Consider the following 23,834-nt stretch of genomic DNA (forward strand, 5'->3'; position numbering starts at 1 on the left):
CGTGTGCTCGACGAGAATCAGCGCGTAAAACCGGCTGCGCTCCGGCACCTGCTCCCAGCGCGTCATCACGCTGAACGGGCGCTCTTTGAGGAGCTGGGTGACGTATTGCGTCGCCTTCAGGCCTTCCGCGACCACCTTGTCGCCCGACACGCCAAAGTAACGCGCCTGCTCCTGCACACGCTGCGGATGCGTCCAGGAGGCGTCCAGCGCATCCACAAAATAGAGCACAAACACCTGCTCCTCCTCCGTGTCGCTCACCTTGATGCGCAGCGTGTCCGCCTCGTTCGTCCGGCTCTCAATGAATCGCGCCTTCGGGAACACCTTGAACTCAGGCAGCGGCGCGGGGCTGCCGTCCGCATTCTGCCCCGGCGGCACCTGCGCCACACCCACCGGCAGCGCTGGCAACGGCTCCGGCCGGCTCTCCTTCAGCAAAATCGCCACCAGCACGATGATCAGCACCAGCACGCAGGTGATGGCGAGATTGAGCAAGGTGTCGCGGAGGGGCATCGTCGGTGAATGAGATTTTGGCGCATCACTCTCCCGTGCTCGCGGACACGCTCAAGCCGCAAGTGTCGCAAAGGCCATCATCGGCAACGTCGGATCATTTATCGGCAAGATGAAAGAAAACACACCGCAATTCACGATTGGTAGGACCTCCTACCAATTGCATGACTCTTGCTCCGCTCAAATCCGCCCCGTCGCTCGTCGATCAGGTCTGCTCGCGTCTAGCACGCCAGTTGCGTGACGAGGTCGAGTCTGGCGGCGGCAAGCTGCCGCCCGAGCGTCTCATGGCCGAGCGCCTCGGCGTCAGCCGCACCGTGCTGCGTGAGGCCACCAAACGACTCGAACTGCAAGGCCTGCTCGAAATCCGCCATGGCAGCGGTATTCGGGCCGTGAATCGGCTCCACAAGCCGCTGAGCGGCTCCCTTTCGCTGCTGCTGCCCGAGATGACAGAACGCCTGCGCCAGTTGAACGAGGCCCGCGCCGCCATCGAGCCTGAAATCGCGAGGCAGGCCGCCTTGAAGGCCAAAACGGCTGATGTGAAGCAGCTCCGCGCCATCCATGACCGCTTGGTGGCCGCTGAAACCCACGATGAAGCTGTCGAGGCCGACATCGACTTCCACCGCACCCTCGCCCGCATCGCTGGCAACGAGATTTTAAAGCTCATGCTCGAATCCCTCGCCGACCTCGGTCGTGAAAGCCGCCGCGTCACCATCGGCAATGTCGGCCAGCAGCGTGCCATCGACCATCACACCGCCATTCTGACCGCCGTGGCCGCCCACGATGCCGCCGCCGCCGCCAAGGCGATGAAACATCACATGGACGAGGCCGCCCGCGATCTCGCCGCCAAAACGAAGACCAAGCGATGAAACCCGCGATTTTCCTCTTTTTCATCACTTCCGCCTTGGCCGTCGATTTCGACCGCGAGATCCGCCCACTGCTCCAGGAGCGTTGCATCGAGTGCCACGGCGAAAAGAAGCAAAAAGGCGAACTGCGTCTTGATGCAAAGGCATTCGCCTTCAAAGGAGGTCATGACGGTCCGGCCATCGTGGCGGGTAAAATCGACAAGTCGCCTCTCTACCAGCGCATCACCAACGAGGACGAAAAAGAGCGCATGCCGCCGAAAGGCGATCCACTGACGCCATCTCAAATCAAAACCATCCAAACCTGGATCGAATCCGGGGCTGCGTGGCCCGAAAACGCTACGGACAAAGCCGCGCTCGCTGATAAACGCCTCTCACACTGGGCTTGGCAGCCTTTGACGAAGTTCAGCACACCACAGAGCATCGACTCGATCATCCAAGCTAAACTTGCTGAGAACAAACTTCAGCCTTCGCCCGAAGCGGACCGCCGAACCCTCATTCGTCGCCTCACCTTCGATCTGCATGGTCTGCCGCCGACACCTGCCGAAGTCGAGGCCTTCATCCAAGACCAAGACCCGAAGGCGTATGAAAAGCTCATCGACCGCCTCCTTGCCTCACCACGCTGCGGCGAGCGCTACGCCCGCCACTGGCTCGACATCGCACATTACGCTGACACGCATGGCTTCGAGCGAGATCAGCGCCGCGACAATGCCTGGCGCTACCGCGATTACGTCATCAACGCGCTGAACGCCGACAAACCCTACGACCAGTTTCTCCGCGAACAGATTGCGGGCGATGTTCTCTCGCCGAATGATCCGCAAGCCATCGCTGCGACTGGTTTCTTGGCCGCAGGGCCATGGGATTTCGTCGGACAGGTCGAAACGAAGAGTGATGTGCTGCGCCGCAGCGCTCGCACGCTCGATCTCGACGACATGGTCACGCAGGTGATGACCGCCGCATGCGGCGTCACGGTGAACTGCGCGCGCTGCCACGATCACAAGCTCGATCCCATCTCGCAGCGCGAGTATTACTCGCTCTGGTCTGTCTTCGCCGGATTGAAGCGCGGTGATCGCGATCTCAACACCTCCGAGTCAGCACGTCTCGCCGTCGAGCGTGCCAAAACGCAAACACGACTCCGCCAAGTCACCACCGAACTCGCCAAACTTACCGGTGAAGGCCTCGATCTCGCCGACATGATCGGCGGTGGCAATGGACTCGGCTCTGGTATGAAGAACGCAGGTTTGCACATTGGCAACGGCACCGTCGTGAAGGACAAACTCGGCTACCATCGCGACATCAAAGCCAATCGTTTGCAGAAGCCCGAGTGGGGCAATGTGAATGCACCGAAGTTCGTGCAATGGCTCTTCGTGCCCGATGGACGCCAGGAAGTGAACGTCGCCGCCAAAACGCCTGTGAAAAGCGTGCCACCAACCTCCGCGCACTCTTGGGATGCCATCCGCAACGGCCCGCTCAACGCTCAAGTCTCCACCACCATCGACGGCACTGATTTCTCCAAGGAAGGCCACAGCATCCTCGGCTTGCATGCGAACAGCGCCGTTACTTTCGATCTCAAAGAGATCCGCAAAGCCAGCGGCTATGCCAAGATGCGGCTCACCGCGATGGTTGGCTTTGGAGCGAGCAAACAAGCCGCCGACAGCCTCGCCGACTTCACCGTCTTCGTCGGCAGCGATCAAAAATTCCAGCGACTCAAGATGCGCAAAGACGACTCCGCACGCATCGATATCAAAATCTCCGCTGATGCGCCCACGCTAACCTTGATCGCCACGGATGGTGGCGACGGTGGCATCGGCAACGACCTCTTGTTCCTCGGCGACGCCAAACTCACGCTCGACATCGAGTCGCAACCACTCTCCGCTGCCGACAAAGCCCGAGTGCAAGCACTACGAGCCGAGGAAAAGCAACTCAGCGCGAAACTGAACGCGAAAGTCGCCGCCGATAAGGTTTACGCCGTCATCGCAGACAAACCGCCCGCCATACAAATCCTCAAACGTGGCGATCCCGAGTCCCCCGCCGAAGAATCCATCCCACCAGGCACCCTCAGCTTGCTGCGCGATCTCAAACCCGCTCTTGGCACCCTCGACACTCCCGAAGGCGAGCGTCGCAAAGCCTTGGCCACCTGGATCACCGACCCGCGTAACCCATTGACGCGACGCGTCATCGTCAATCGTCTCTGGCACTGGCATTTCGGCCAAGGAATCGTGAACACTCCCAGCGACTTCGGCCTCGGCGGCGGCAAGCCCTCGCATCCCGAACTGCTCGATTATCTCGCCGAGGAGTTGCTGAAAAGCGGCTGGTCCTTGAAGCACCTGCACAAGCTCATCCTCATAAGCGACGTCTATCGCCAAAGCAGCGCGTTCAATCAACAAGCCTCCGCTCTTGATGCACAAAACCGCCTCCTCTGGCGTCAGAACCCGCGCCGCATCGAGGCCGAGGCCACACGCGATTTCGTGCTCGCCATCTCCGGCAAGCTTAATCTCCAGCAAACGGGTGGTCCTGGCTTCACTGACTTCACTTACACCGAAAGCTACGCGCCCGTGTATCAGCACATCACCGCCGACACACCCGAACTATGGCGTCGCAGCATCTACCGCTTCGTTGTGCGCAGCACCCCGCAGAAGTTCTTGACCACGCTCGACTGCCCCGATCCCGCGAATCTCACACCCGCGCGCATGACCACCACCACCGCGCTGCAGTCGCTTGCCCTCTTCAACAACGACTTCATCCTCCGCCAGTCTCGCTACTTCGCAGAGCGCCTGCAAAAAGAATCCGGCACCGTTGTCGCCAAGCAAATCCACTTCGCTTACGCCCTCGCCTTCTCTCGCGAACCAACCAGCGAAGAGCAGCAGCTCGCTACCAAGTTCATTCTAGCCAACGATCTCTTCGCTTTTTGCCGCTCACTGTTTAATGCCAACGAGTTTGTGTATGTGGACTGAGACGAGGGATTTCCTAACTCGATGAACTGCGTCTTTTGTCATCCGCTTATTCTTTTGATGTCACTCGCGAGTGCATCAAACGCTGGGCTTCCAACAAGCAACGAGCCCGCCAACACCGCCATCCAGGCCGCGCTGGACAAAAACAACGCCGTGCATCTGCCGAAGCGCGAGCAGCCTTACCTTCTCGACGGCCCCATCATCCTCAAATCTGGTCAAAAACTCACCGCCGACGCGGACACCGTGATCCAACTCAAACCCGGCACCAACACCTGCATGGTGCGCAACGAGCACATCGTCGGCTTTGCCGACAAACCCGTGCCCGCTGATACAAAGCCCGATACCGACATCACTATCGAAGGCGGCATCTGGACGACCTTCGGCGAAGGCAACACACGAGGACACTCATCGGAGCAACAACCGGTGCCCGGCACCCACGGTGTCATCCTGCTGCACAACGTCCGCAAGGTGAGCGTTCGCAATGTCACCGTGCGTCAGAGCAAGCCCTTCGCCATCCATCTCGGCAACATCCATGACTTCACCGTCGATGGCCTGACCCTCGACCAACATGGACGCGATGGTGTGCATGTCGATGGTCCCGCGAGCAAAGGCACCATTCGCAACGTCAGCGGCGATTCGCATGACGATCCCGTCTCGCTCACCGCCTGGGATTGGAAGCAATACAACGTCACCTTTGGCCCCATTCATCATCTCACCATCGAGCACATCACCGGCGCACCCGATGAAAAACATAGCACCGACGCCATTCGCCTGCTCCCTGGAGTGAAACGCTTCAGCGATGGCACCACGCTCGACTGCCCCATCCACGACATCACGATACGAGACATCACCGACATCCGCGACTTCAAGCTCTACGACCAGCCCAATCTCGAAGTCGGCCGTGACAACGACTTCAGCATCGGCATCGGCACGCTGAAGAACATCGCCTTCGAGAACCTCACCTTCAACCGCCCCGGCAGCATCCAAGTCCACGCCAACACCGACGGCCTCACCATCCGCGATGTGAAACTCCTCTTCCAGCCACCCGCCAGCTACCACCTCATCGAACTCGGCCCCAAGTCCGCGACCTACAAACACAAGCCCAATGACACAGCCACTTGGGTTGAAATCCTCTCTCCCGATCTCGACTGCACCGTGCGCAACCTCAGCGTCTCCGGTGTCCGCACTCGTGACGCGCACTCCGATTTGCCCATTGAGCAAGTCGTGAAGCTCATCGAGCAAAAACCCAACCCCGACTACCCCAAGACCACGCCAAAAGGCGGCACGGGGAAAGGCATCTGGATTCGCTGAACCATGAAACGCATCCTTCCATTCGCCGCCGCTCTGCTGTTCACGCCATTTGCCGCGTTGCATGGTGCCGATGATCCAAAGCCCGCGCCTGATCTGAAGCCAGGCACGCGGATCATCCTGAAGTTCCCAGAATTGCCGCAGACGCTGTATGCCATGCAGTCGGGGCAGGAGGCGCTGACGCAGGCGTATCTAGCGCTGCCGGACAACTACTCGCTGGAGCGGAAGTTCCCGCTGTTTGTCTTCCTCTACGGCGGTCATGGCGGCCCAGGTGCCGGCCCGGGACGCGGACAGCAGATCATGGAGAACAAGGACTGCATCTTCGTGAACCTGCCGCTCTTCAAAAAGAAGATCGACCCCTCAGGCCCTTTCAAAGGACTGCTCATCACCACCGAGCAAGACGGTGAGACCATCTGCCGGGCTTACAGCGCGATGCTGAAGAAGGTCTATGCCAACATCCCGAACATCGACACCGCGCACAACATCATCGGCGGCATGTCGAACGGCGCGCACTCCATCGTCGCGATGTTTGAGCAGGGTGACGCCTATCTCATGAGCACCTTCCAGAACCTCGTGCTCATCGAAGGCGGCTGGTATTCGATCAAGACCTTCGACCGCTACAAAGGCAAAGGCATCCTCTATCTCCACGGCGACTACGTCGGGCAAAACGACTGGCTGGGAAAGAAGATGCGCGAGGATCTGCCGAAGGCCGTGAAGAAGCTCGAAGACGCCATCGCCACTCACCAACTCAACGCCACCGGCCTCGTGATGAAGAACACCGGCCACGACATGCCGGTGAAGTTTAATGCCGACGTCAAAGCGTGGGTGCTCAAGCAACTCACGCAGTAGGCAGGGCTGCCAAACAACGCCCTCTTTTTAAGCATGAAAACCACCCTCACGCTCCTCACCGTCCTGCTTCTCGGGCCGCTGGTCGCACTGCACGCCGCTGATACGTCTAAACCGCCTGCGGCGACAAATCCCGCCACGGGAAAGCCAGGGTTTCCCGTGCCAGCAGGGCCGTTGCCGAATCGTGCGAGCATCTACGGCACTGCGGAGGCGACAAAGCCGGGCACACGGACGGACGGCGCGGTGATCGTGCGGCCGGGGCCGCAGTTGTTCGTGGACGACTTCCTGATCGAGTCGAGCGAGAATCTCACCCGTCGTGTGCAGCAGCCCGTGCGCGATGCGGGCATCCCCAACCCGCTCGTCACGGGCGCGGAGGATCGCTGCTTCCAGCCGTTTTTCAGCGTGCTGCGCCACCCGGAGAGCGGACAGTTCCGCATCTGGTATGGCGCGTGGCGTGATGACAAGGTCATGCACGCCTCGCGCCTCGGTTACCTGGAGGGCGACGACGGTATTCATTGGAAGCGCCCGGCGCGAATCCTGGATGATCCCGCGCCCATCCAGTTCGGCTCCGAGGTGCTCGACGAGGGCCCCGGTTTCTCCGATGCCGCCAACCGCTACAAATACGGCTGGTGGCATGGCGGTGGTCTGCGCGTGGCAGGCTCGCCGGACGGCATGCATTTCAAGCCCATCGCGCCCGATGTGGTGTTTGCCCACGATCACGACATCACCGGCATCTGGCGCGATCCGCTACGCCGGCGCTATGTGGTCACCGCCTCCAGTTATCGCGAGCTGCCGCAGTTCAAAGGCACGCGCCGCACGACGCTGCAGGCATTCAGCGATGACCTCGTTCATTGGAGCCCCGCGGCGGTGGTGCTGGCCGCGGATGACCGTTTTGACGAGGGCAAGACGGAGTTTTACGCGATGAGCGGCTTTCTGGCCCGCGGCGGCCTCGTGGTCGGCCTCGTCAAAGTGCTGCACGATGACTGGAAGGCCGAAGGTGCTCCGAAGGGTGCCTATGGCATGGGGCACACCTCCCTCGCGTGGACGCGCGACGGCGAACACTGGGTGCGCGACCGCGAGGTGTTCTTCGGTCCGGATACCAAGCCCGGCTCATGGGATCATGCGCATGCCTGGATCGACGAGCAACTGCCCTTGGGCGACGACGTTCATCTCTACTACGCCGGCTACCAGTGGGGTCACAAGCACAACCGCTTTGAGGAACGCCAGATCGGCCTCGTGAAGATGCGGCGCGACCGCTACGTTGCCCGCGAGGCGGGTGCTGAGAAAGGCATCCTGCGCACCCCGCCACTGAGGCTGGAGGGCACCGCGCTGACGGTCAACGCCAGCATCACGGGCGAAATCAGGATCCGTTTGCTGGACGACTCCAGCAAGCCGTTGCCAGGCTTCGACTGGGTCAGCCTGCGTGGCGACCAGCTTGACCACGCCGTGCCGTTCCAGCAACCGCTCGCCTCGCTGGACGGCCGGCCGGTGCGCATCGAGTTTCAAATGCAGCATGCACGGCTTTTCAGTTTCGACCTGAAACCATAGCCCGCCGTCTCACGGCGACCAACCACATGAAACCCAACCTCACCCTCCTCACCAGCCTGCTGCTCGCGTCGCTGGCAGAGCTGCACGCTGCCGAGCCTGTCACAAACTCCATCGGCTTGAAGCTCGTGCGCATCGAGCCGGGCACGTTCATGATGGGACAGGACGGGCCGCCGATGGACGATTACCTACGCCAGAAGCGCTTCGGCGAGATGCACAAGGACTTTGACCGGATCGATTTTGATGAGAAGCCCGCGCACAAGGTCACAATCACACAGCCTTTCCTGATGGGCGTCACCGAGGTCACGGTGGCGCAGTTTCGGCAGTTCGATCCCCAGTTCAAAAAGAACGATCCGAAGTCGAAGGCAGCGGATGATGACGCGGCGGGCGGCGTGACGTGGGAGCGGGCGGTGGCGTATTGCGATTGGCTGTCGAAGAAGGAGGGTAAGCCGTATCGTCTGCCGACGGAGGCTGAGTGGGAGTATGCCTGCCGCGCAGGCACGACGACGCTTTTCCATACGGGCGACACGTTGCCGGATGGGCATCAGAAGTGGTTTGGCGAGGAAAACTTTCGCGGCGTGTATTTTCCGCCGGGACCGATGCCGCGTGAGTATGATTGGAGGAATGCTGGCAAGGCAACGGCGAAGCTGAAGCAAGGGCAGATCCTCGGCCTGGATCATCCTGGGACGGAATCAAGAACCGGAGGCGCAGGCGCGCTGCGTGTGGCGCAGAAGACGCCGAATGCCTGGGGCCTGCATGACATGCATGGCAATGTGGCCGAGTGGTGCAGCGATTGGTATGGGCCATATGAGAGCGGTGCGCAGACCGATCCGTTGGGCCGTGCGGATGGTGACTGCCATGTGTTCCGTGGCGGCTTTCATTCGTCGATGATCCGCTTCCTGCGCTCCGCGAATCGCGGATCGTGGGTGACGAACTCCGCGAGCGAGCGCATCGGCTTCCGCGTCGTGCAGGGTGAGTTGCCGAAGGGAAAACCGCTGCCGCTGGCCGCGCGGCCAGTGAATGCGCAGAACGTGAGCCAGCGTGATGCGGACACTCCTGTCCGCAGCGACTCCACGGACACGAGTGTCCATGTCACGGCAGACGCGCCGTTTTACGAAGGCCCGAAGCCCTATGTGCGCATTCCCGATGGTTCCGTCGGCCCTGTGTTCATCAGTCAGAATCACAGCCCATCCATCACTGAGTGTCCGAATGGCGATTTGCTCGCCGTTTGGTTCTCCACGCTCGGCGAAACGGATATCACCACCGCGAACGCCGCCTCGCGATTGCGCTTTGGTGCCAAGCAATGGGAGCCCGCCTCGTCGTTTTGGGACGCTCAGGATGTGAATGATCACGCACCGAAAATCTGGTGGGACGGCGACAAAACGCTCTACCACATTGTCGAGGGACGGCAGCACGGCGACATCATCCTCCGCCGCTCCATCGACAACGGCGTCACCTGGTCGAAGTCCGAGGTGATGCGTGCGCACGGCGAATCGGCAAGCCATCCCATCCGCACGAAGGAAGGCGTGATCGCGATCCCCTTTGATTTCGCAGGCCTTTCCATCAGCCGCGACAACGGCAAGACCTGGAGCGAAACCGGACGCCAACGACGCGGCTCCGATGACATCCAGCCGGGCCTCCAAGGCCCTTTCATCGCGGGCATTCATTCACCCATCGTGGAACTCGCCGACGGACGCCTCATGGCCTTCGGTCGTCTCTCACCCGAGGAGCCCGCGCAGAAGCGTTTCGAGCTCAACATGCCCGTCAGCTACTCCAGCGACCTCGGCGAGACTTGGCAGTGGGCCATCAGCGAGTTCCCAGTCGTCAGCAACACGCAGCGCCCCGCCATGCTACGTCTCAAAGAAGGCCCCATCGTGCTCTGCTCCTTCACCGACCAGGCCCGCACGCCGAAAGACCAGCGCCAAGGCCTCACCTTCAAATCCACCGGCGGCGGCTACACCGGCACCGGCCTCTACGCCGCCGTCAGCTACGACGAAGGCAAAACCTGGCCCGACCGCCGCCTCATCGCGCCCGAAGGCAAAACCACCGCCGACATCAACGGCTACCTCGCCATCACCCAGACCCGCGACGGCCGCATCCAGCTCATCACCAGCAAGGACCACTACGTCTTCAATCTCGCGTGGATCAAAGCGTTGCCGACTGGGCCGAAGAAGTGAATCGACACGCCGTTCTCGTCACCGACTCCAACATGAAACCCGTCCGCCCGCTCCTCGCCACTCTCCTGCTCGCGCCGCTGTTGGCGCTTCACGCTGCCAACGATGGCATCACCTGGCTCGTCCGATACGATGGGAAATCACTGCCCGCATCGCCGTGGGCCTTGATGGGCAAAGCCAATGCCACGGTTGAAGATGGCGCACTGCATTTGAGCGATGACTCGAAAGACGAATCGGGCGCTTTTGAAGCGGAGTGGAAGGGCGATCTCGAGGGTCAGGAGATCATCGTGGAGGCACGGGTGAAGCTGGTGAGCATGGTCGGGCATCGCGATTCGCCGACAGCGACGTGGCCGCAGCGGGATGGGGCGCCGATTTGCATTCAGATCAGTGATGGCAAACACGAGGAGGGCATCTTGCTCACACCAGCACAGGACAAGCACGCCGAGGCCGCCAAAGGCTATGTGCGCACGCTGACGGATCGTTTTGCCCAGGCGGACACGCGGGATGCCTTTCACACCTATCGGCTCATCATTCGTGGCGAGGACATGGCGGTGGAAATGGATGACAAACGCATCATCGAAGGCCGTGATGCCTTCTGGCGACCGGCGACATCGCCGCGCCAGTTCATCCGCTTTGGCTCCACCTCGAAGCCGTTCACGGGCGAGGCTCAGTGGGAGTTTGTGCGGCTCGGTTTGCGGCCTGCGATGCGTGCGGCGGTGGAGAAATCGCCGCTGAAGATCACCATCAGCGAGCCGTGGCCGCTCAACGTGGAGACCAAGAACACCGAATCGCGGCCCTACCTTTATGACATGGGCCAAGGTCTTCTTTTGACCAGCAATCCACAGGGCAGCGATGCCTTGCTGGAGCCATACATCGTGCGCCGCAGCACGGACGCGGGCAAAACCTGGCAGGCCGTCACAGGCACCGAGCAGAACAGCGATTCACCGCAGGAGCTTGTGCGCCTCGCCGATGGGCGCATCTTCGGGCCATCGCGTTGGACACGCTTGCAGCCGGACGGCACGCTCACGGGCAAAACGACGATCCTCGATGCCAAGGCGGAGACTTTCGCCATGCACGACAGCACCATCACGCTGCCGACGGAGTTCATGCCGGCAAAGGCCGGTGAGGTGCTGCTCTTTGAACGCCACATCTGGGCGGAGAAAGATGGCAGCATCACCGCTGTGGCCTGGAGCCGACGAGCCACGCTCAAACTGCCAAATGGCCGCGGGTTTCCGGAGCGTCACACGCATCTGCTCCGCAGCACGGATCTCGGCAAAACGTGGACGCATGTCGCGCACGTCGGACTCGGTGGCGAGCCCGCCGTCGTGCGACTCAGCGAAAGCGAATGGCTGGCCATCACACGGCCCGATGCGCACATGTCGAACCTGCTGCAGCATCGCTCACTCGATGGCGGCCGGACGTGGACCTTCGAGCGCACCCTGGAAGAAGGCAGCGTCATGCCGGACCTCGTGCTGATGAGCCATGGCGTGCTCGCCTGCAGCTACGGCCGCCCCGTTTCCAACCTCATGTTCAGTCTCGACGGCGGTCGCACTTGGCGAGATCACCGCGTCATCTCCGACCGCGCCAACTTCAACTACACCGCCATCCGCGAGATCAGCCCCGGCCGCCTGCTCTACATGCACGACGGCCAAATCCCCGGCACGCTGGCGCGGATCAACTCGCTCTACATCGACGTGGAGAAGATGAAAAAATGAAACCGGCCATGAAAGCGATGTTCATCATTCGATGCGCCATTCTGCTCGCCCCATTGAACGCTTTGTTCGCGGCGGAACTCACCGTCGGCCCCGGCGGCTTCAAAACGATTGGCGAGGGTGTGGCGGCGCTCAAAGCAGGTGACACGCTCACGATCATGCCGGGCGAGTATCGCGAGACAGTCTCCGCCACGTTGGTGGGGACGGCGGAGGCGCCGATCACGATTCGGGCTTGGCGGGCGGGGAGTGTGTTGATGCGGGGGGATGTGGAGTTGGGGGAATTCAAGGCGGCGCCGGGACTGCGGGATGTGTTTGTGACAGAGATGACGCAGAAGGCGGAGTCGGTGTTTGAGCGCAGCACGTTTCGCACGCTGGAGCCGAAGATGAGCGCGGCGGAGGTGGAGACGTCGTTGATGAGTTATCATCAGGATGAGAAAAACGGGCGGCTGTATGTGCACACGTCGGACTCGCTGCCGCCGGTGTGTCACGCGATGGGCGCGTCGGTCACGAATGCGAACGGGCTGCTGCTCAAGGACTCGAAGCATGTGATCATCGACGGCATGTCGTTCACCGGCTTCAGCCATCGCGACTACGATGTGCAGCAGGGCTCACGCACGCGCTGGGGGCTGATGTTGAAGGACTGCGAGAGCTGCATCGTGCGAAACTGCACGGCGTATCTGAACAGCGGCGGCCTTCATCTGCTCGGCAAAGGCCAGGGCTGCGTGGTGGAGGATTGCATGGCGTTTGGCAACTGGTCGCGGCATGTGGACATCGGCAACAACATCGTCGGCTGGGGCGTGGCGGGCACGACCTTTCAGCGCAACCGCGTGGAGGGTCACATGCCGGACGCGAGCACGAGTCGCAATGACATCACGTTTTACAGCGGCGGCGATGGTTGCGCGATGATCGACAACATTGCGATCCACGCGAGCATCATGATCAAAGGCGATCTCAAGGACGCGGTGCAGCGCGGCAATGTGTGCATCGGTCGCAAGTTCTACCGTCCGCCGGGCGCGGAGAACATCGAACTGCCCGCCGGTGCCACGCCAGCGGATGCGACGCGTTTTGCGGATGTGCTGAACCATGATTACCGCACGGAGAAGGTCTTCTTTGTGTCACCCGGCGGCGATGATGCGAATCCAGGCACGAAGGCGAAGCCGTGGAAAACGCTCGCGCATGCCGCGAAGGCCAGCGGCACGGTGTATCTCATGGCGGGCGAGTATGAGGAGACGCTCGCGGCGGGTGCGAAGGCCGATGTGCGTCGATATGGGCATGATCGCGTCGTGGTGAAGGACGTGCTCATCAAGGACGCGCCCGGCGTGCGACTGAATGGACTGCACATTCGCGAGAAAGCGGCGATCTCGGGCTGCGAGGGCCTGCGCATCGAGTTTTGCACGCTGGACGGGCTTTGGGTCCGCGAGTCGCCAAAGGTGCATGTGGCGCACAATTGGCTGCGAGGGCCGTTGCGTGTCGAAAATTCGCCGGAAGGCAGTTTTGTGTCGAACCTCATCGCCGAACGCCAGATGGATGCGGCGTCGCAAAACGGCCTGTGGGTGCATTCGAACGTCACCAGCGATCCAGATGGCAAGGCGCAGCGCATCGTAAGCATTCGTGATTTCCAGCAGATTCAAGGAGGCCAACAGATTACTAATTCTGGCCAATCTGCGGGCCTCCCTGAATCTGTGGGAGATAAGGCTGACCAGTTGGGTTTTGTATTGGGTGACGACTCGCCGCTCATCGGTCGCGGGCTGCATGGCTCGACCATCGGGCCGTTTGTGCGGCTCACTCGCACGCGACCGCTGCCGATCAGCCAGGTCGCGGTGCATGATGTGACGCCGACGACGGCCACGCTGGAGTGGAGCACGCCCACGCAGGCCGCGGAGACGACGCTCGAATGGGGCGACAGCAAAATCGAAACGCCACGCGGCAGCCAGCACAGCGTGAGCTTGAGCGGATTGCAGCCGGGCAAGGCCTACGAGTTCCGCGTCACCTCGCGTCGCAAGGACGAGCAGCGGCTCTTTGCCACGCATCAGCCGCCCGCGGACACGACGCAGGCCGTTTCTGAAACGCAAACCGTCACCACGGCCACCGCCGCATCACCGGCACGCACGCTGCATGTGCCCGGCGATTTCCCCACGATCTCCGCCGCCGCCGATGCCGCGCGTGCGGGCGACACGGTGCTCATTCACGCCGGTGTGTATGAGGAAACCGTGCGCATCCGCAGCAGCGGCGATGCCGGTGCGCCGATCACCTTTGCCGCCGCGCCCGGCGAGATCGTGTGGATGGACGGCAGCGACCGCTTCCGCGCGACCGCCTTCATCCTCCCGCACAAGCATCACATCATCCTCGATGGCCTGCGCTTCCGCCATTTCCGCTTCGCGCCGGAGCTGGGGCCCATCATCCGCATCACCGGCGGCTCGCATCATGTCATCCGCCGCTGCTTTCACGATGGTCGCGAGCTCGAGGGCTACGTCGGCACGCTCATCGCCGCGGACAAAGTCACGAACCTGCTCATCGAAAACAGCGTCTTCATCGGCGGCATGAACGAAGCCATCAGCCTCAATGCCTGCCCGGAGGCCACCGTGCGGCACTGCGTCTTTTACAACAACTTCCTCCGCGCCCTCACCGCGCACATGGACACACCCGACGTGCTGCTGCACTTCCATCACAACCTCGTCTGCGACAGCATCCCGTCGAAGGTGAAGAACGCCCTGCTGCGCGTGTGGCACGCCGACGCGCTGCGCTCCGATCACAACGTCTTCTACACCCGCATCCCCGGCGCGGAGCGTCACCTCGTCGAGACCGCCTTCATCCACGGCCAGCAGGTCGGCCACGCCGACCCCGCCATGTATCGCGGCGAAAACCTCCGGCTCACCGACCTGCAAACGAAGTTCCGCCAGGATCAAACCAGCCGCACCGGCAATCCCTCGATCCCCGCCGCCCCGCAACTCGTCCCCCGCAACGACGGCGAGAACCCCGAGTGGCGAAAAATCGAAACCGCCTGGCGCGAAACCGAACTCCGCCAAACCGGCAGCACCTTGGCTCCGCTCCATTTTGAAGACTTCATCCCCGCTGCGGAGAATCCGCTGAGCAAAGCGACCGATGGGAAGGCGGTGGGACTGGAGCCGGGGGCGGTATCGCTGGCAAAAGATGGGCGATAAACGATTCCAGAAACCTTCATTTTTACCCGCAAACTTTTACCTTCCACACATGAAACCACGATTGATCGCCCTCCTCCTCGCGCCGCTGGCTGTGCTGCATGCCGCCGAGTTGAGGCTCCCCTCGATCTTCTCGGATCACATGGTGCTGCAATGCGCCAAGGCGGTGCCGGTGTGGGGCTGGGCGAATGTGGGTGAGCAGATCGTCGTGGAGTTCGCCGGGAAAACCAAGAGCAGCACCGCGAATGCGGATGGCAAATGGATGGTGAAGCTCGATGCGCTCGAAGCTAGCGCGACAGCACGCGAACTGATCGTGAAATCGCTGACTCGAAGCTCAAGCTTGAAGATCGCCGATGTGATCGTGGGGGAGGTATGGGCGGGTGGCGGGCAGTCGAACATGGAGTTCGACATGAAAGCGATCACGAGCGCGGCTGCGGAGATCGAAGCCTCGGCGAATCCGACGCTGCGACAGTTTCATGTGCTGAAGAACCCTGCTGCCAGGGCACCGGTGGACGATGTGCAGGGCTACTGGACGGTGGCGCGACCGGGCACCACGGAGGATTTCATCGCGGCGGGCTACTACTTCGCCAAAAGCATCCAGCGTGAGCTGAAGACGCCCGTCGGCCTCATCAAGGTCTGCTGGGGAGGCTCGAAGGTGGAGCCGTGGATCAGTCCGGCCTCGCTCGCCAGCGTGCCGGAGCTGGCGTCAGGAGCAAAGAACATGGATGCGATGAGCGAGTGCAACAAAAGCGCCTTTCGCGAGTGGTTGAAGCGAACGCAACGCGAGGATCGCACCTCGGGCGATGTATTGCGATTCCTCGGCGGACCCGTTTCGACGGACGACGGCTGGGTGGCGGTTAAGGACAGCGGGCCGGTATCCGATCCTTCCTTGCCAAAGTTCGGCGCGTTCTGGTTTCGAAAGGAGGTCTCCTTGAGCGCCCGGCAGACCGGCGCGGCGCAGGTGCTGCAGTTCGGCCCCACGGCGCAGTTTGATCGGGTGTATTGGAACGGCACGCTCATTGGCGAGCGGCCGGTGGACAGCTTCACCGGCCTCATCAGCGTGCGTCATTACTTGATTCCGCCCGCGCTGTTGAAAGAAGGCGTTAACCAGCTCGCCGTGCGCCTCTTTGCACCGGCAGAGCCGCCAGGGTTCAGTTGGTTCCCCAGCGTGGGCACCACGAAGATGCTCGGTGGCTGGATGGCAAAGGCGGAGTATGCGCTGCCTCTGCTCGATGACGCAGGGAAGAAAGCCGTGCCGCCACTCACCGGCCAGCACGTGCTGCCGGGCAGGCTCTTCAATGGCATGGTGCATCCCCTCCTGCCCTATGCCATTCGCGGCGTCCTCTGGTATCAGGGCGAGTCAAACACGGGCAACGCCAGCCTTTACCGCACCTCGTTTCCGTTGCTCATCCAAGACTGGCGGCAGCACTGGCAGCAGGGCGATTTCCCCTTCTACTTCTGCCAGCTCGCCAACTACCGACCGAAGACGAACCAGCCTGGCGAAAGCGTGTGGGCAGAACTGCGGGAGGCGCAGGCAAAGACGCTCTCTGTGCCGAACACCGGCATGGCCGTGCTCATCGACACCGGCGAATCTGAGGACATCCATCCGCAGACCAAGCAGATCGCCGGGGAACGCCTCGCCAAGATCGCGCTCGCGAAAACGTATGGTCGCGAAGTTGTGCATTCAGGTCCGGTTTACGCATCAATGAAGATCGAAGGCAGCGCTATCCGACTGAGCTTTGATCAGCTCGGTGGCGGACTCGTCGCCAAGGAAGTGCCCGCGACCTACGACGTGATGCGCAAGGCCGGCAAAACCGCCCCGCTGGTGCGCAACAGCCCGCAAAGCCAACTCGAAGGCTTCGCCATCTGCGGTGCCGACAAGCAGTGGGTATGGGCCGAAGCGAAAATCGAGGGCGACACCGTGCTCGTCTCGTCAAGCCAAGTGCTCACGCCCATCGCCGTGCGTTATGGCTGGGCGGATAATCCAACCTGCAATCTCTACAACCAAGCCGGCCTGCCCGCCCCGCCCTTCCGCACCGATGATTTTGCCTTCGCCGCCGCGAGCCCCACACCACCGGCCAAATCTTCTACCGTCTCCTCTCCACCTCAGGCGAATCCCCCCGCGCCGCTTTCAGACAAGCCGATCGCCATCACGCCCACGCCGCGAACAGAAAACCCTGGATGGATAAAAATCGTCGAACGACAAGCTGTGGCGGCCAAAGCAGGCCATTGGGATCTCGTCTTGATCGGCGACTCGATCACCGCAGGCTGGCAGAGCGGCGCACCGGCGGAGATTTGGGCGAAACACTTTCCCGCCTACCGCACCCTGAACCTCGGCATCGCCGCGGATAAAACGGAGAACGTGCTCTGGCGGCTTGGATTCCCCGGAACGCTCGACGGCTACCAGCCCAAGCTCTTTATCCTCATGATCGGCACCAACAACACCGGGCATCGTTTCGGCACCGAGACTGCCGACGAAACCGCACAGGGCGTCCGCGCGATCCTCGACACACTGACCACCAAGGCCCCCGGGTCCAAAGTCCTCCTGCTCGCGATTTTTCCCCGTGGCGAAGCCATCAAACGCCAGCGCAACGACGAAGTGAACCGTCAGATCAAGAAGCTGGCCGACAACCAAAAGATCTTCTGGCTCGACCTCAGCCAACACTTCCTCGAACCGGACGGCACCCTCTCAAAGCGGCTGTTCATGGACGAGAAGCCTTACCCCATCCACCTCTCCGCCGAGGGCTATGAGGCCTGGGCCAAGGCCATGCGGCTTAAAGTCGAAGAACTGATGAAGAAATGAACCCCACGCTCACCGTTGCTTGCACAGATTTTATGAAACTCACGCTCACACTCCTCTCGGTTCTTTTCCTCGCGCTCGTCGTTCAAACCGGGGCTGCCGAACCGCGCCTCCACCTGATCCGGCCGGATGGCTCGGCCGTGCCCATCGTGGTGGCACAGGATGCCGCACCGCACACGCGAGCGGCGGCGGTGGAGCTGGCGGCGCATCTGGAGAGCATCGGCGGTGTGCGGCCTGAGGTGATCGAGAGATTGCCCGATCCGCTGCCCGCGCAGGCCATCTGGGTGGGCTATCAACCGGCGCTCGACCGCCTTTTTCCCGGCGCGGATTTCACGCTGAAGCTTCCCGAGGAAGTCTTGCTCATCGGCAACGAAAACCACATCGCCATCACGGGACGGGATCGGTGGGACCCGAAGCATTCCGTGGTCGAAGGCCGGCGCTTTCCCATCACGGACCAACAGCAGGAATACGGCACTGCCAATGCCGTGTTCACCTTCCTGCAGGATCAGGTCGGCGTCCGGTGGTTCTATCCCGGTGAGACGGGGACGGATTATCCAGGACCAGAGGCACTGAACATCGCCCCGTTTCAGCTTCGCTATCATCCGCAATTCCGCTCCCGCATCGGATTGTTCAATCAACTGGCTCGCGGTTACATCAAGGAGAACGACATGCAGCGTTGGGCCAAGCATCAGCGGCTCCTGCTGGATTCGTTCACCTTCGATGGCGGGCATTATTTCAAAGACTGGTGGGAAAAATACGGCGAGACGCGGCCAGAGTTGTTCGCGCTGCAGCCTGATGGCACGCGTGGCACGTTTCCAAAGGATCCCATGCGCCGGAAGCTCTGCGAGGGCGAGCCGCTCCTGTGGCAAACGTGGCTGGATGAGCAGGAAAAGAGACTGGCCGCCTATCCGCATCACGACGTGCTCTACACGATGGCCAACGACAGCTACTACGAGGGCCATTGCACTGATCCCCGCTCCCGTGCCTGGGATCCCGTCCCGACGGAGACCGATGTCCGCGTCCGGATGTCCTGGGCCAATGGCGTCACCGAGGAATGGCCGCCGCTTTCGGATCGCTACGTGCGTTTTGCCAACAAGCTCTCCGAACTGGCCGAGGCGCGCTTCCCCGGCCGGGATTTCCTCGTGATGATGAACGCCTATGGTGAAGCGGGAAAGCCAGCTCCCCTGAAGGCCGTGCCGCGCGATAACATCCTCGTCGTCTCCGTTCACAATTTCATCCTGCGCCACGAAGCGATGCGGAAAGAGGAGAAGCAGCAGTTCGCCGACTGGGCGAAAGTCTCCAAGCAGCTCTTCTGGCGGCCCAATCTCGGCAACCAAGGCGGCACGCAGACGGGCTTTCCAGACGTGCCATTCCAGCAGGCCATGGAGGACATGCGCTTCGCCGCCGAGCACGGAGTCATGGGCGTTTTCTTCGATTCGCTTTTCGAGCACTGGGCCCCGAACGCGCCCTTTTTCTACCTGCTCAGCCAGCTCACCTGGAACCCCTACGCGGATGGCAATGCGATCCTGGAGGACTACTACCGGCGCTGCTACGGTCCGGCGGCTGGCCCGATGAAGGAGTATTGGAAACTCATGGAGCGCACCCGGCAGAAGATGGTGGACACCATCGCGCTGCCGCGTGTCAGCGTGCTGCGCTCGCACCAGTTTTATACTGACGAGGTTTTTCGACAAGCCCACGCCCACCTCACCGCAGCAGGGCAAGCCACCGAAGGCAATCCAAAGTATGCCGCGCGTGTCGCCTTCACCCGCACCGCACTCGTCCACACCGAGGCGCTGGTCGGCATCCGCGCCCTGATGGAGAAGGCGGAAAATGCGCCGAAAGAGCGAGAGGCCATTCATGCGCAGGTGCTGGAAAAGTGGACGGCCTGGGAGGCGATGGCCGAGCATTTCCCTCCATACTCGATCGCGACCAAGCGCCTGGGCTTTGATCCCAGCGTCCCGAAAGCCGAGCGCGGTGAGAAGTCCACGGACAGCCGCAGGATCATGGGCTTTCACCCCAGCTCACCGCTCTCGAAGCGCGCCCTGCGTGAGATGTCAGGCAAGGGACTCGACTTGGAGTGAGTGTGTCAGTGGAAGCGAATGTCCTCAACACAGACCAGCCACAGCAAAGGCAATCTTCCATCAGCTATGAAACCCGCATGGTTCCTCACCATCTTAATGCTCGCTCCGCTCCATGCCGCCGACGCATCATCCAAGACGGAGAAGTCCAACATCCTCCTCATCCTCGCCGACGACATGGGCTGGGGCGATTTGCGTTGCCATGGCAATGCCAAACTCTCCACGCCATCGCTCGACAGGCTGAGAACTCAGAGCGTCGAGCTGGAGCATTTCCACGTCAGCCCCATCTGCTCGCCGACGCGCTCGTCGCTGCTGACCGGGCGACATCATGCGCGGCTGAATGTGATCAATACTTCGGACGGCCTCGAAGTGATGCATGGCGGTGAAATCACGCTCGCCGAGGCGCTGAAATCCGCCGGCTATGCCACGGGCTGCTTCGGCAAGTGGCACAACGGCTCCAACCATCCCTCCGCCGCACGCGGCCAGGGCTTTGACGAATTCTTCGGCTTCAGCGGCGGCTTCTTCCCGAACTACTTCGATCCACAGCTCGAGCACAACGGCGTCAGCACGCCGACGAAAGGATTCATCACGGATGTGCTCGCCGATGCGGCCATGAGCTTCATCGAACAAAACAAGGCGCGGACGTTCTTTTGCTACGTGCCGTTCAACGCCTGCCATTCGCCCATGCAGGCACCGCAGGACTTGTTCGAGAAATATCGCACCCTCGGCTTCGAGCCGAAGGACGCGGCGGTTTATGCGATGATCGAGAACCTCGACCGAAACGTCGGCCGCCTGCTGAAAAAGCTCGATCAGCTCAGCCTCGCCGCGAATACCATCGTCCTCTTCACGACCGACAACGGCCCCAACACCGCCCGCTACAACGGAGGCATGAGAGGTGGCAAGGGCAGCGTCTTCGAGGGCGGCCTGCGCGTGCCGTGCTTCATTCGCTGGCCGGACAAATTGAGAGCCGGAAGCCGCGTCACAGAAATCACGCAGCATGTCGATGTCCTGCCCACGCTGCTCGAACTCGCCGCCGTGCCTTTGCCGAAACGCCAGCCCCTCGACGGAGTCAGCCTCGTGCCACTCCTGCAAGGCAAGGCATCCGCATGGCTCCAGCGCACCCTCTTCGACATCACCGGGCGCGGCGGCAAAGACGGCGAAGCCATCCGTGAGTATCCCGGCACCGCGAGAACCCCAACGCATCGCTGGGTGCACGACGGCAAGCAAGCCATGCTCTTCGACCTGCGCAATGATCCCGGCGAAAAGACCAACCTCGCCGCGCAGCAGCTCGAACTCGCCGCCGCATTCCAGAAGGACTATCTCGCCTGGTTTCACGAAGTCACCGCAGCCACCGGGGGCAAGGTGGCACGTTTTCCCATCACCCTGACCGAAGGCACCGATTTGCTCATTCCCAATGCCGCCCGCATCGGCGGAGCCCGCCTCTTCGGCAAAGGCTGGGACTACGACTGGGCGACTTTCCCCACGCCCACCGCAGCGATGCTCTGGCATCTCACCGTGCCAGTGGCCGGACGCTACGAAGTCAGCGCACTGCACACTACCAAAACCATCGGCGGCGAGATCCGCGTCAGCATCGGTGACACCCAGGCACGCAGCACCGTCACCACCGTCTATGATCCACCGGAAATCCCGCACCGCGATCTCATCCCGCGCTGGGAAGTCCCGGACAAAGTCTTCAAGCCTCTGAGCATCGGCACGATCACCATCCCCGCAGGATCGCACGACCTCCAAGTCACCGCCGCCCCCGGCATCGAGATCCAAGCCGTGCGCTTGAAGCGATTGAAGTGAACCCAAGCCATGAAACACACGCTCGCCCTCCTCGCCACCCTTCTCCTAACGCCGGTGGCCGCATTCGCCCAAGCGAAACCCGAAGTCGCCAATGCCACCAAGACCGCGAAACGCGCGTGGGAATCCGCGCCCGCTGAGAAAAAGGCGCTTTGGCAACAGCAGCGCGATGCATTGATCAACATCGACCTCTCCGACGACACCAAGCGGCAGATCGTCATCGCTCGCGGCTCGCCGGAGCCGGATGAGTATCACGCGCATCCCACCACGACGCTGCTAGCGGACAACAAGACGATGTTTTGCGTCTGGAACATCGGCCACGGTGGCCACGCAGGGCCGATGGCTCGCAGCGATGACGCCGGTTTGATTTGGACGCGCATCGACGACGCGCTGCCGCCGAACTACTTCAACTTCAAGAACTGCCCGAGCATCTATCGAATCACCGATCCGCAGGGCAAAGAGCGTCTGTGGGTCTTTGCCGCACGCACCTTGACCGACAAGGAGAACCCCAAGCCCATCGAAGGCCGTCACCAAGGTTTCATGCCGCGCATCGTCAGCGAGGACGATGGCAAGACCTGGCGCGAGCTGCCACCCATCGGCGGACGCATTGCAAAAGACGATCCGTTTCGCTGCATCATGACCTTCTCCAGCATCGTGCGACTGAAGGACGGTTCGTATCTCGGCATGTTCCATCGCGGTGGCGGCATCGGCGAAGGTGGCACGCTGCAAGTGCTGCAATCCATCACGCGCGACGGCGGCTTAACTTGGTCGGAGCCCGTGATGGCCTGCGATGGCACGAAGCTCGACGGCAAGCACCCGTGCGAGCCGTATGTCTTTCGCTCGCCCGATGGCAACGAACTCTGCTGCCTCATGCGCGAGAACAAACGCAGCGGCACCAGCCTCGTCATGTTCAGCCGCGATGAAGGCAAAACATGGTCGCAGGCCGTGGATGCACCGTGGGGCCTCACGGGAGATCGTCACCACGGCATCACTTTGCCGGATGGCCGCATGGTCATCGTCTTCCGCAACGCCTCGCCGCAGTCGAAGGACAAAGGCGGCTTCATCGCCTGGGTCGGCACCTACGACGACATCAAGCAAGGCAAGTCCGGTCAGTATCGCGTGAGTCTGCTGAAGACCTTCAAAGACGGCTTCTATCCCGGCCTTCACTTGCTCCCCGACGGCACCATCGTCGCCACGACGTATGCGAACTATCGCAAAGAAGATGTGGGCTGCTCAATCGTCAGTGTGCGCTTCAAAATGAGCGAGGTGGAGGCGATGGCTCAGCGTTCCACACGATAGGATCAACTGACAACACCAGCAAATCCACCCGTTCTCTTTAACTCATGAAACACCTCATCCTCACCACACTCGCCATCGTCTCGCTCGCTTCAGCAGCGGATAAGCCCGCGCATCTCTTCATCCTGACCGGCCAGTCAAACATGGCGGGCATGGACCCGAAGCTCGGTTTTGAACCGGAGGCGAAAATTGCCTTTCCCGATGCGGACGTGGCTTACATCAAGGTCGCAGTCGGCGGCATGCCGATTCGTTACTGGGTGGATGAATGGAACGACATCGCCACGAAGCACGGCGTCGATGTCACGAGGGCGCGTGAGAAGGACAAGAACAAAGGCACCATTTTCTACCCGCGCATCTTGGAGCAGTTCACCACGATGCTGAAGGAGCACCCGAATGCGAAGTCCGTCACCTTCTGTTGGATGCAGGGCGAGAACGACTCGAAAACCGGCCTCCACGCACCTTACACCGATGCCTTGAAGCAACTCATCGCCAATCTGCGCCGCGATTTGAAGCGCCCGGACCTTCACGTGGTCATTGGCCGCATCAGCGATCACGAACGCATCAATCCGCCTGCATGGAAAGTCGTGCGCGAGGCCCAGGTCGAGGTCGCGAAAGGTGATGCGCATGGTGCATGGGTCGATTGCGATGATCTCAACGACAAGGAAGTCAAAGGCGTGATGACTAACGACCTCCACTACACCAAACCCGGATACGAACTCCTCGGCCGCCGCTTTGTGCGTCAGGCGAAGGCGCTCATCGAAGGCAAGAAGCCCGCCGAGAACGGCCGTCCTGAATGAAT

Annotated in this window: 14 protein-coding genes; 13 read left to right on the plus strand and 1 reads right to left on the minus strand. The window is 61.5% G+C overall.

Annotation, left to right across the window (positions count from 1 at the left end; all coding sequences use genetic code 11):
• Positions 1–507: hypothetical protein (locus tag ACILSI_RS21455; protein ID WP_395723967.1), on the minus strand; the 507-nt coding region annotated here is incomplete at its 3' end.
• Positions 508–668: 161 nt separating this feature from the next.
• Here ACILSI_RS21455 and ACILSI_RS21460 point away from each other — a divergent pair.
• The 13 genes from ACILSI_RS21460 (at position 669) to ACILSI_RS21520 (ending at position 23,832) form a co-directional block, all read left to right on the plus strand.
• Positions 669–1,370, plus strand: coding sequence for a FadR/GntR family transcriptional regulator (locus ACILSI_RS21460; protein WP_395723968.1), 702 nt, complete (start codon positions 669–671; stop codon positions 1,368–1,370).
• Positions 1,367–4,318 (plus strand): DUF1553 domain-containing protein, encoded by a 2,952-nt coding sequence (locus ACILSI_RS21465; protein ID WP_395723969.1) that lies wholly within the window; start codon positions 1,367–1,369, stop codon positions 4,316–4,318. Before ACILSI_RS21460 ends, ACILSI_RS21465 begins: the two co-directional genes overlap by 4 nt.
• A 57-nt stretch (positions 4,319–4,375) precedes the next feature.
• On the plus strand, positions 4,376–5,626 hold the full coding sequence (locus ACILSI_RS21470) for a hypothetical protein (RefSeq protein ID WP_395723970.1): 1,251 nt from the start codon (positions 4,376–4,378) through the stop codon (positions 5,624–5,626).
• A gap of 3 nt (positions 5,627–5,629) precedes the next feature.
• The gene (locus ACILSI_RS21475; RefSeq protein WP_395723971.1) at positions 5,630–6,472 is read left to right on the plus strand and encodes a hypothetical protein; all 843 of its coding nucleotides are present in this window, start codon (positions 5,630–5,632) and stop codon (positions 6,470–6,472) included.
• A 33-nt stretch (positions 6,473–6,505) separates the two neighbouring features.
• Positions 6,506–8,017 carry a hypothetical protein gene (locus ACILSI_RS21480; RefSeq protein WP_395723972.1) on the plus strand — a complete coding sequence of 504 codons (1,512 nt, stop codon included), beginning with the start codon at positions 6,506–6,508 and terminating at the stop codon, positions 8,015–8,017.
• 26 nt (positions 8,018–8,043) lie between these two features.
• Positions 8,044–10,191, plus strand: coding sequence for an SUMF1/EgtB/PvdO family nonheme iron enzyme (locus tag ACILSI_RS21485; RefSeq protein ID WP_395723973.1), 2,148 nt, complete (start codon positions 8,044–8,046; stop codon positions 10,189–10,191).
• A gap of 32 nt (positions 10,192–10,223) precedes the next feature.
• A complete protein-coding gene (locus ACILSI_RS21490) occupies positions 10,224–11,903 on the plus strand; it encodes a sialidase family protein (protein WP_395723974.1) in 1,680 nt (559 codons plus the stop codon).
• The gene (locus tag ACILSI_RS21495) at positions 11,900–15,061 is read left to right on the plus strand and encodes a fibronectin type III domain-containing protein (RefSeq protein WP_395723975.1); all 3,162 of its coding nucleotides are present in this window, start codon (positions 11,900–11,902) and stop codon (positions 15,059–15,061) included. The genes ACILSI_RS21490 and ACILSI_RS21495 overlap by 4 nt, the downstream gene beginning before the upstream one ends.
• A gap of 49 nt (positions 15,062–15,110) precedes the next feature.
• A complete protein-coding gene (locus tag ACILSI_RS21500; RefSeq protein ID WP_395723976.1) occupies positions 15,111–17,861 on the plus strand; it encodes a GDSL-type esterase/lipase family protein in 2,751 nt (916 codons plus the stop codon).
• A 32-nt stretch (positions 17,862–17,893) separates the two neighbouring features.
• Positions 17,894–19,939, plus strand: coding sequence for a DUF4838 domain-containing protein (locus tag ACILSI_RS21505; protein ID WP_395723977.1), 2,046 nt, complete (start codon positions 17,894–17,896; stop codon positions 19,937–19,939).
• Positions 19,940–20,035: 96 nt separating this feature from the next.
• Positions 20,036–21,742, plus strand: coding sequence for a sulfatase-like hydrolase/transferase (locus tag ACILSI_RS21510; RefSeq protein WP_395723978.1), 1,707 nt, complete (start codon positions 20,036–20,038; stop codon positions 21,740–21,742).
• 9 nt (positions 21,743–21,751) lie between these two features.
• A complete protein-coding gene (locus ACILSI_RS21515; protein ID WP_395723979.1) occupies positions 21,752–23,038 on the plus strand; it encodes a sialidase family protein in 1,287 nt (428 codons plus the stop codon).
• A gap of 44 nt (positions 23,039–23,082) precedes the next feature.
• Positions 23,083–23,832 (plus strand): sialate O-acetylesterase, encoded by a 750-nt coding sequence (locus ACILSI_RS21520; protein WP_395723980.1) that lies wholly within the window; start codon positions 23,083–23,085, stop codon positions 23,830–23,832.
• The last annotated feature ends 2 nt before the right edge of the window (positions 23,833–23,834 follow it).

It is taken from the genome of Prosthecobacter sp., assembly GCF_044232965.1.
Classification (GTDB): domain Bacteria; phylum Verrucomicrobiota; class Verrucomicrobiia; order Verrucomicrobiales; family Verrucomicrobiaceae; genus Prosthecobacter.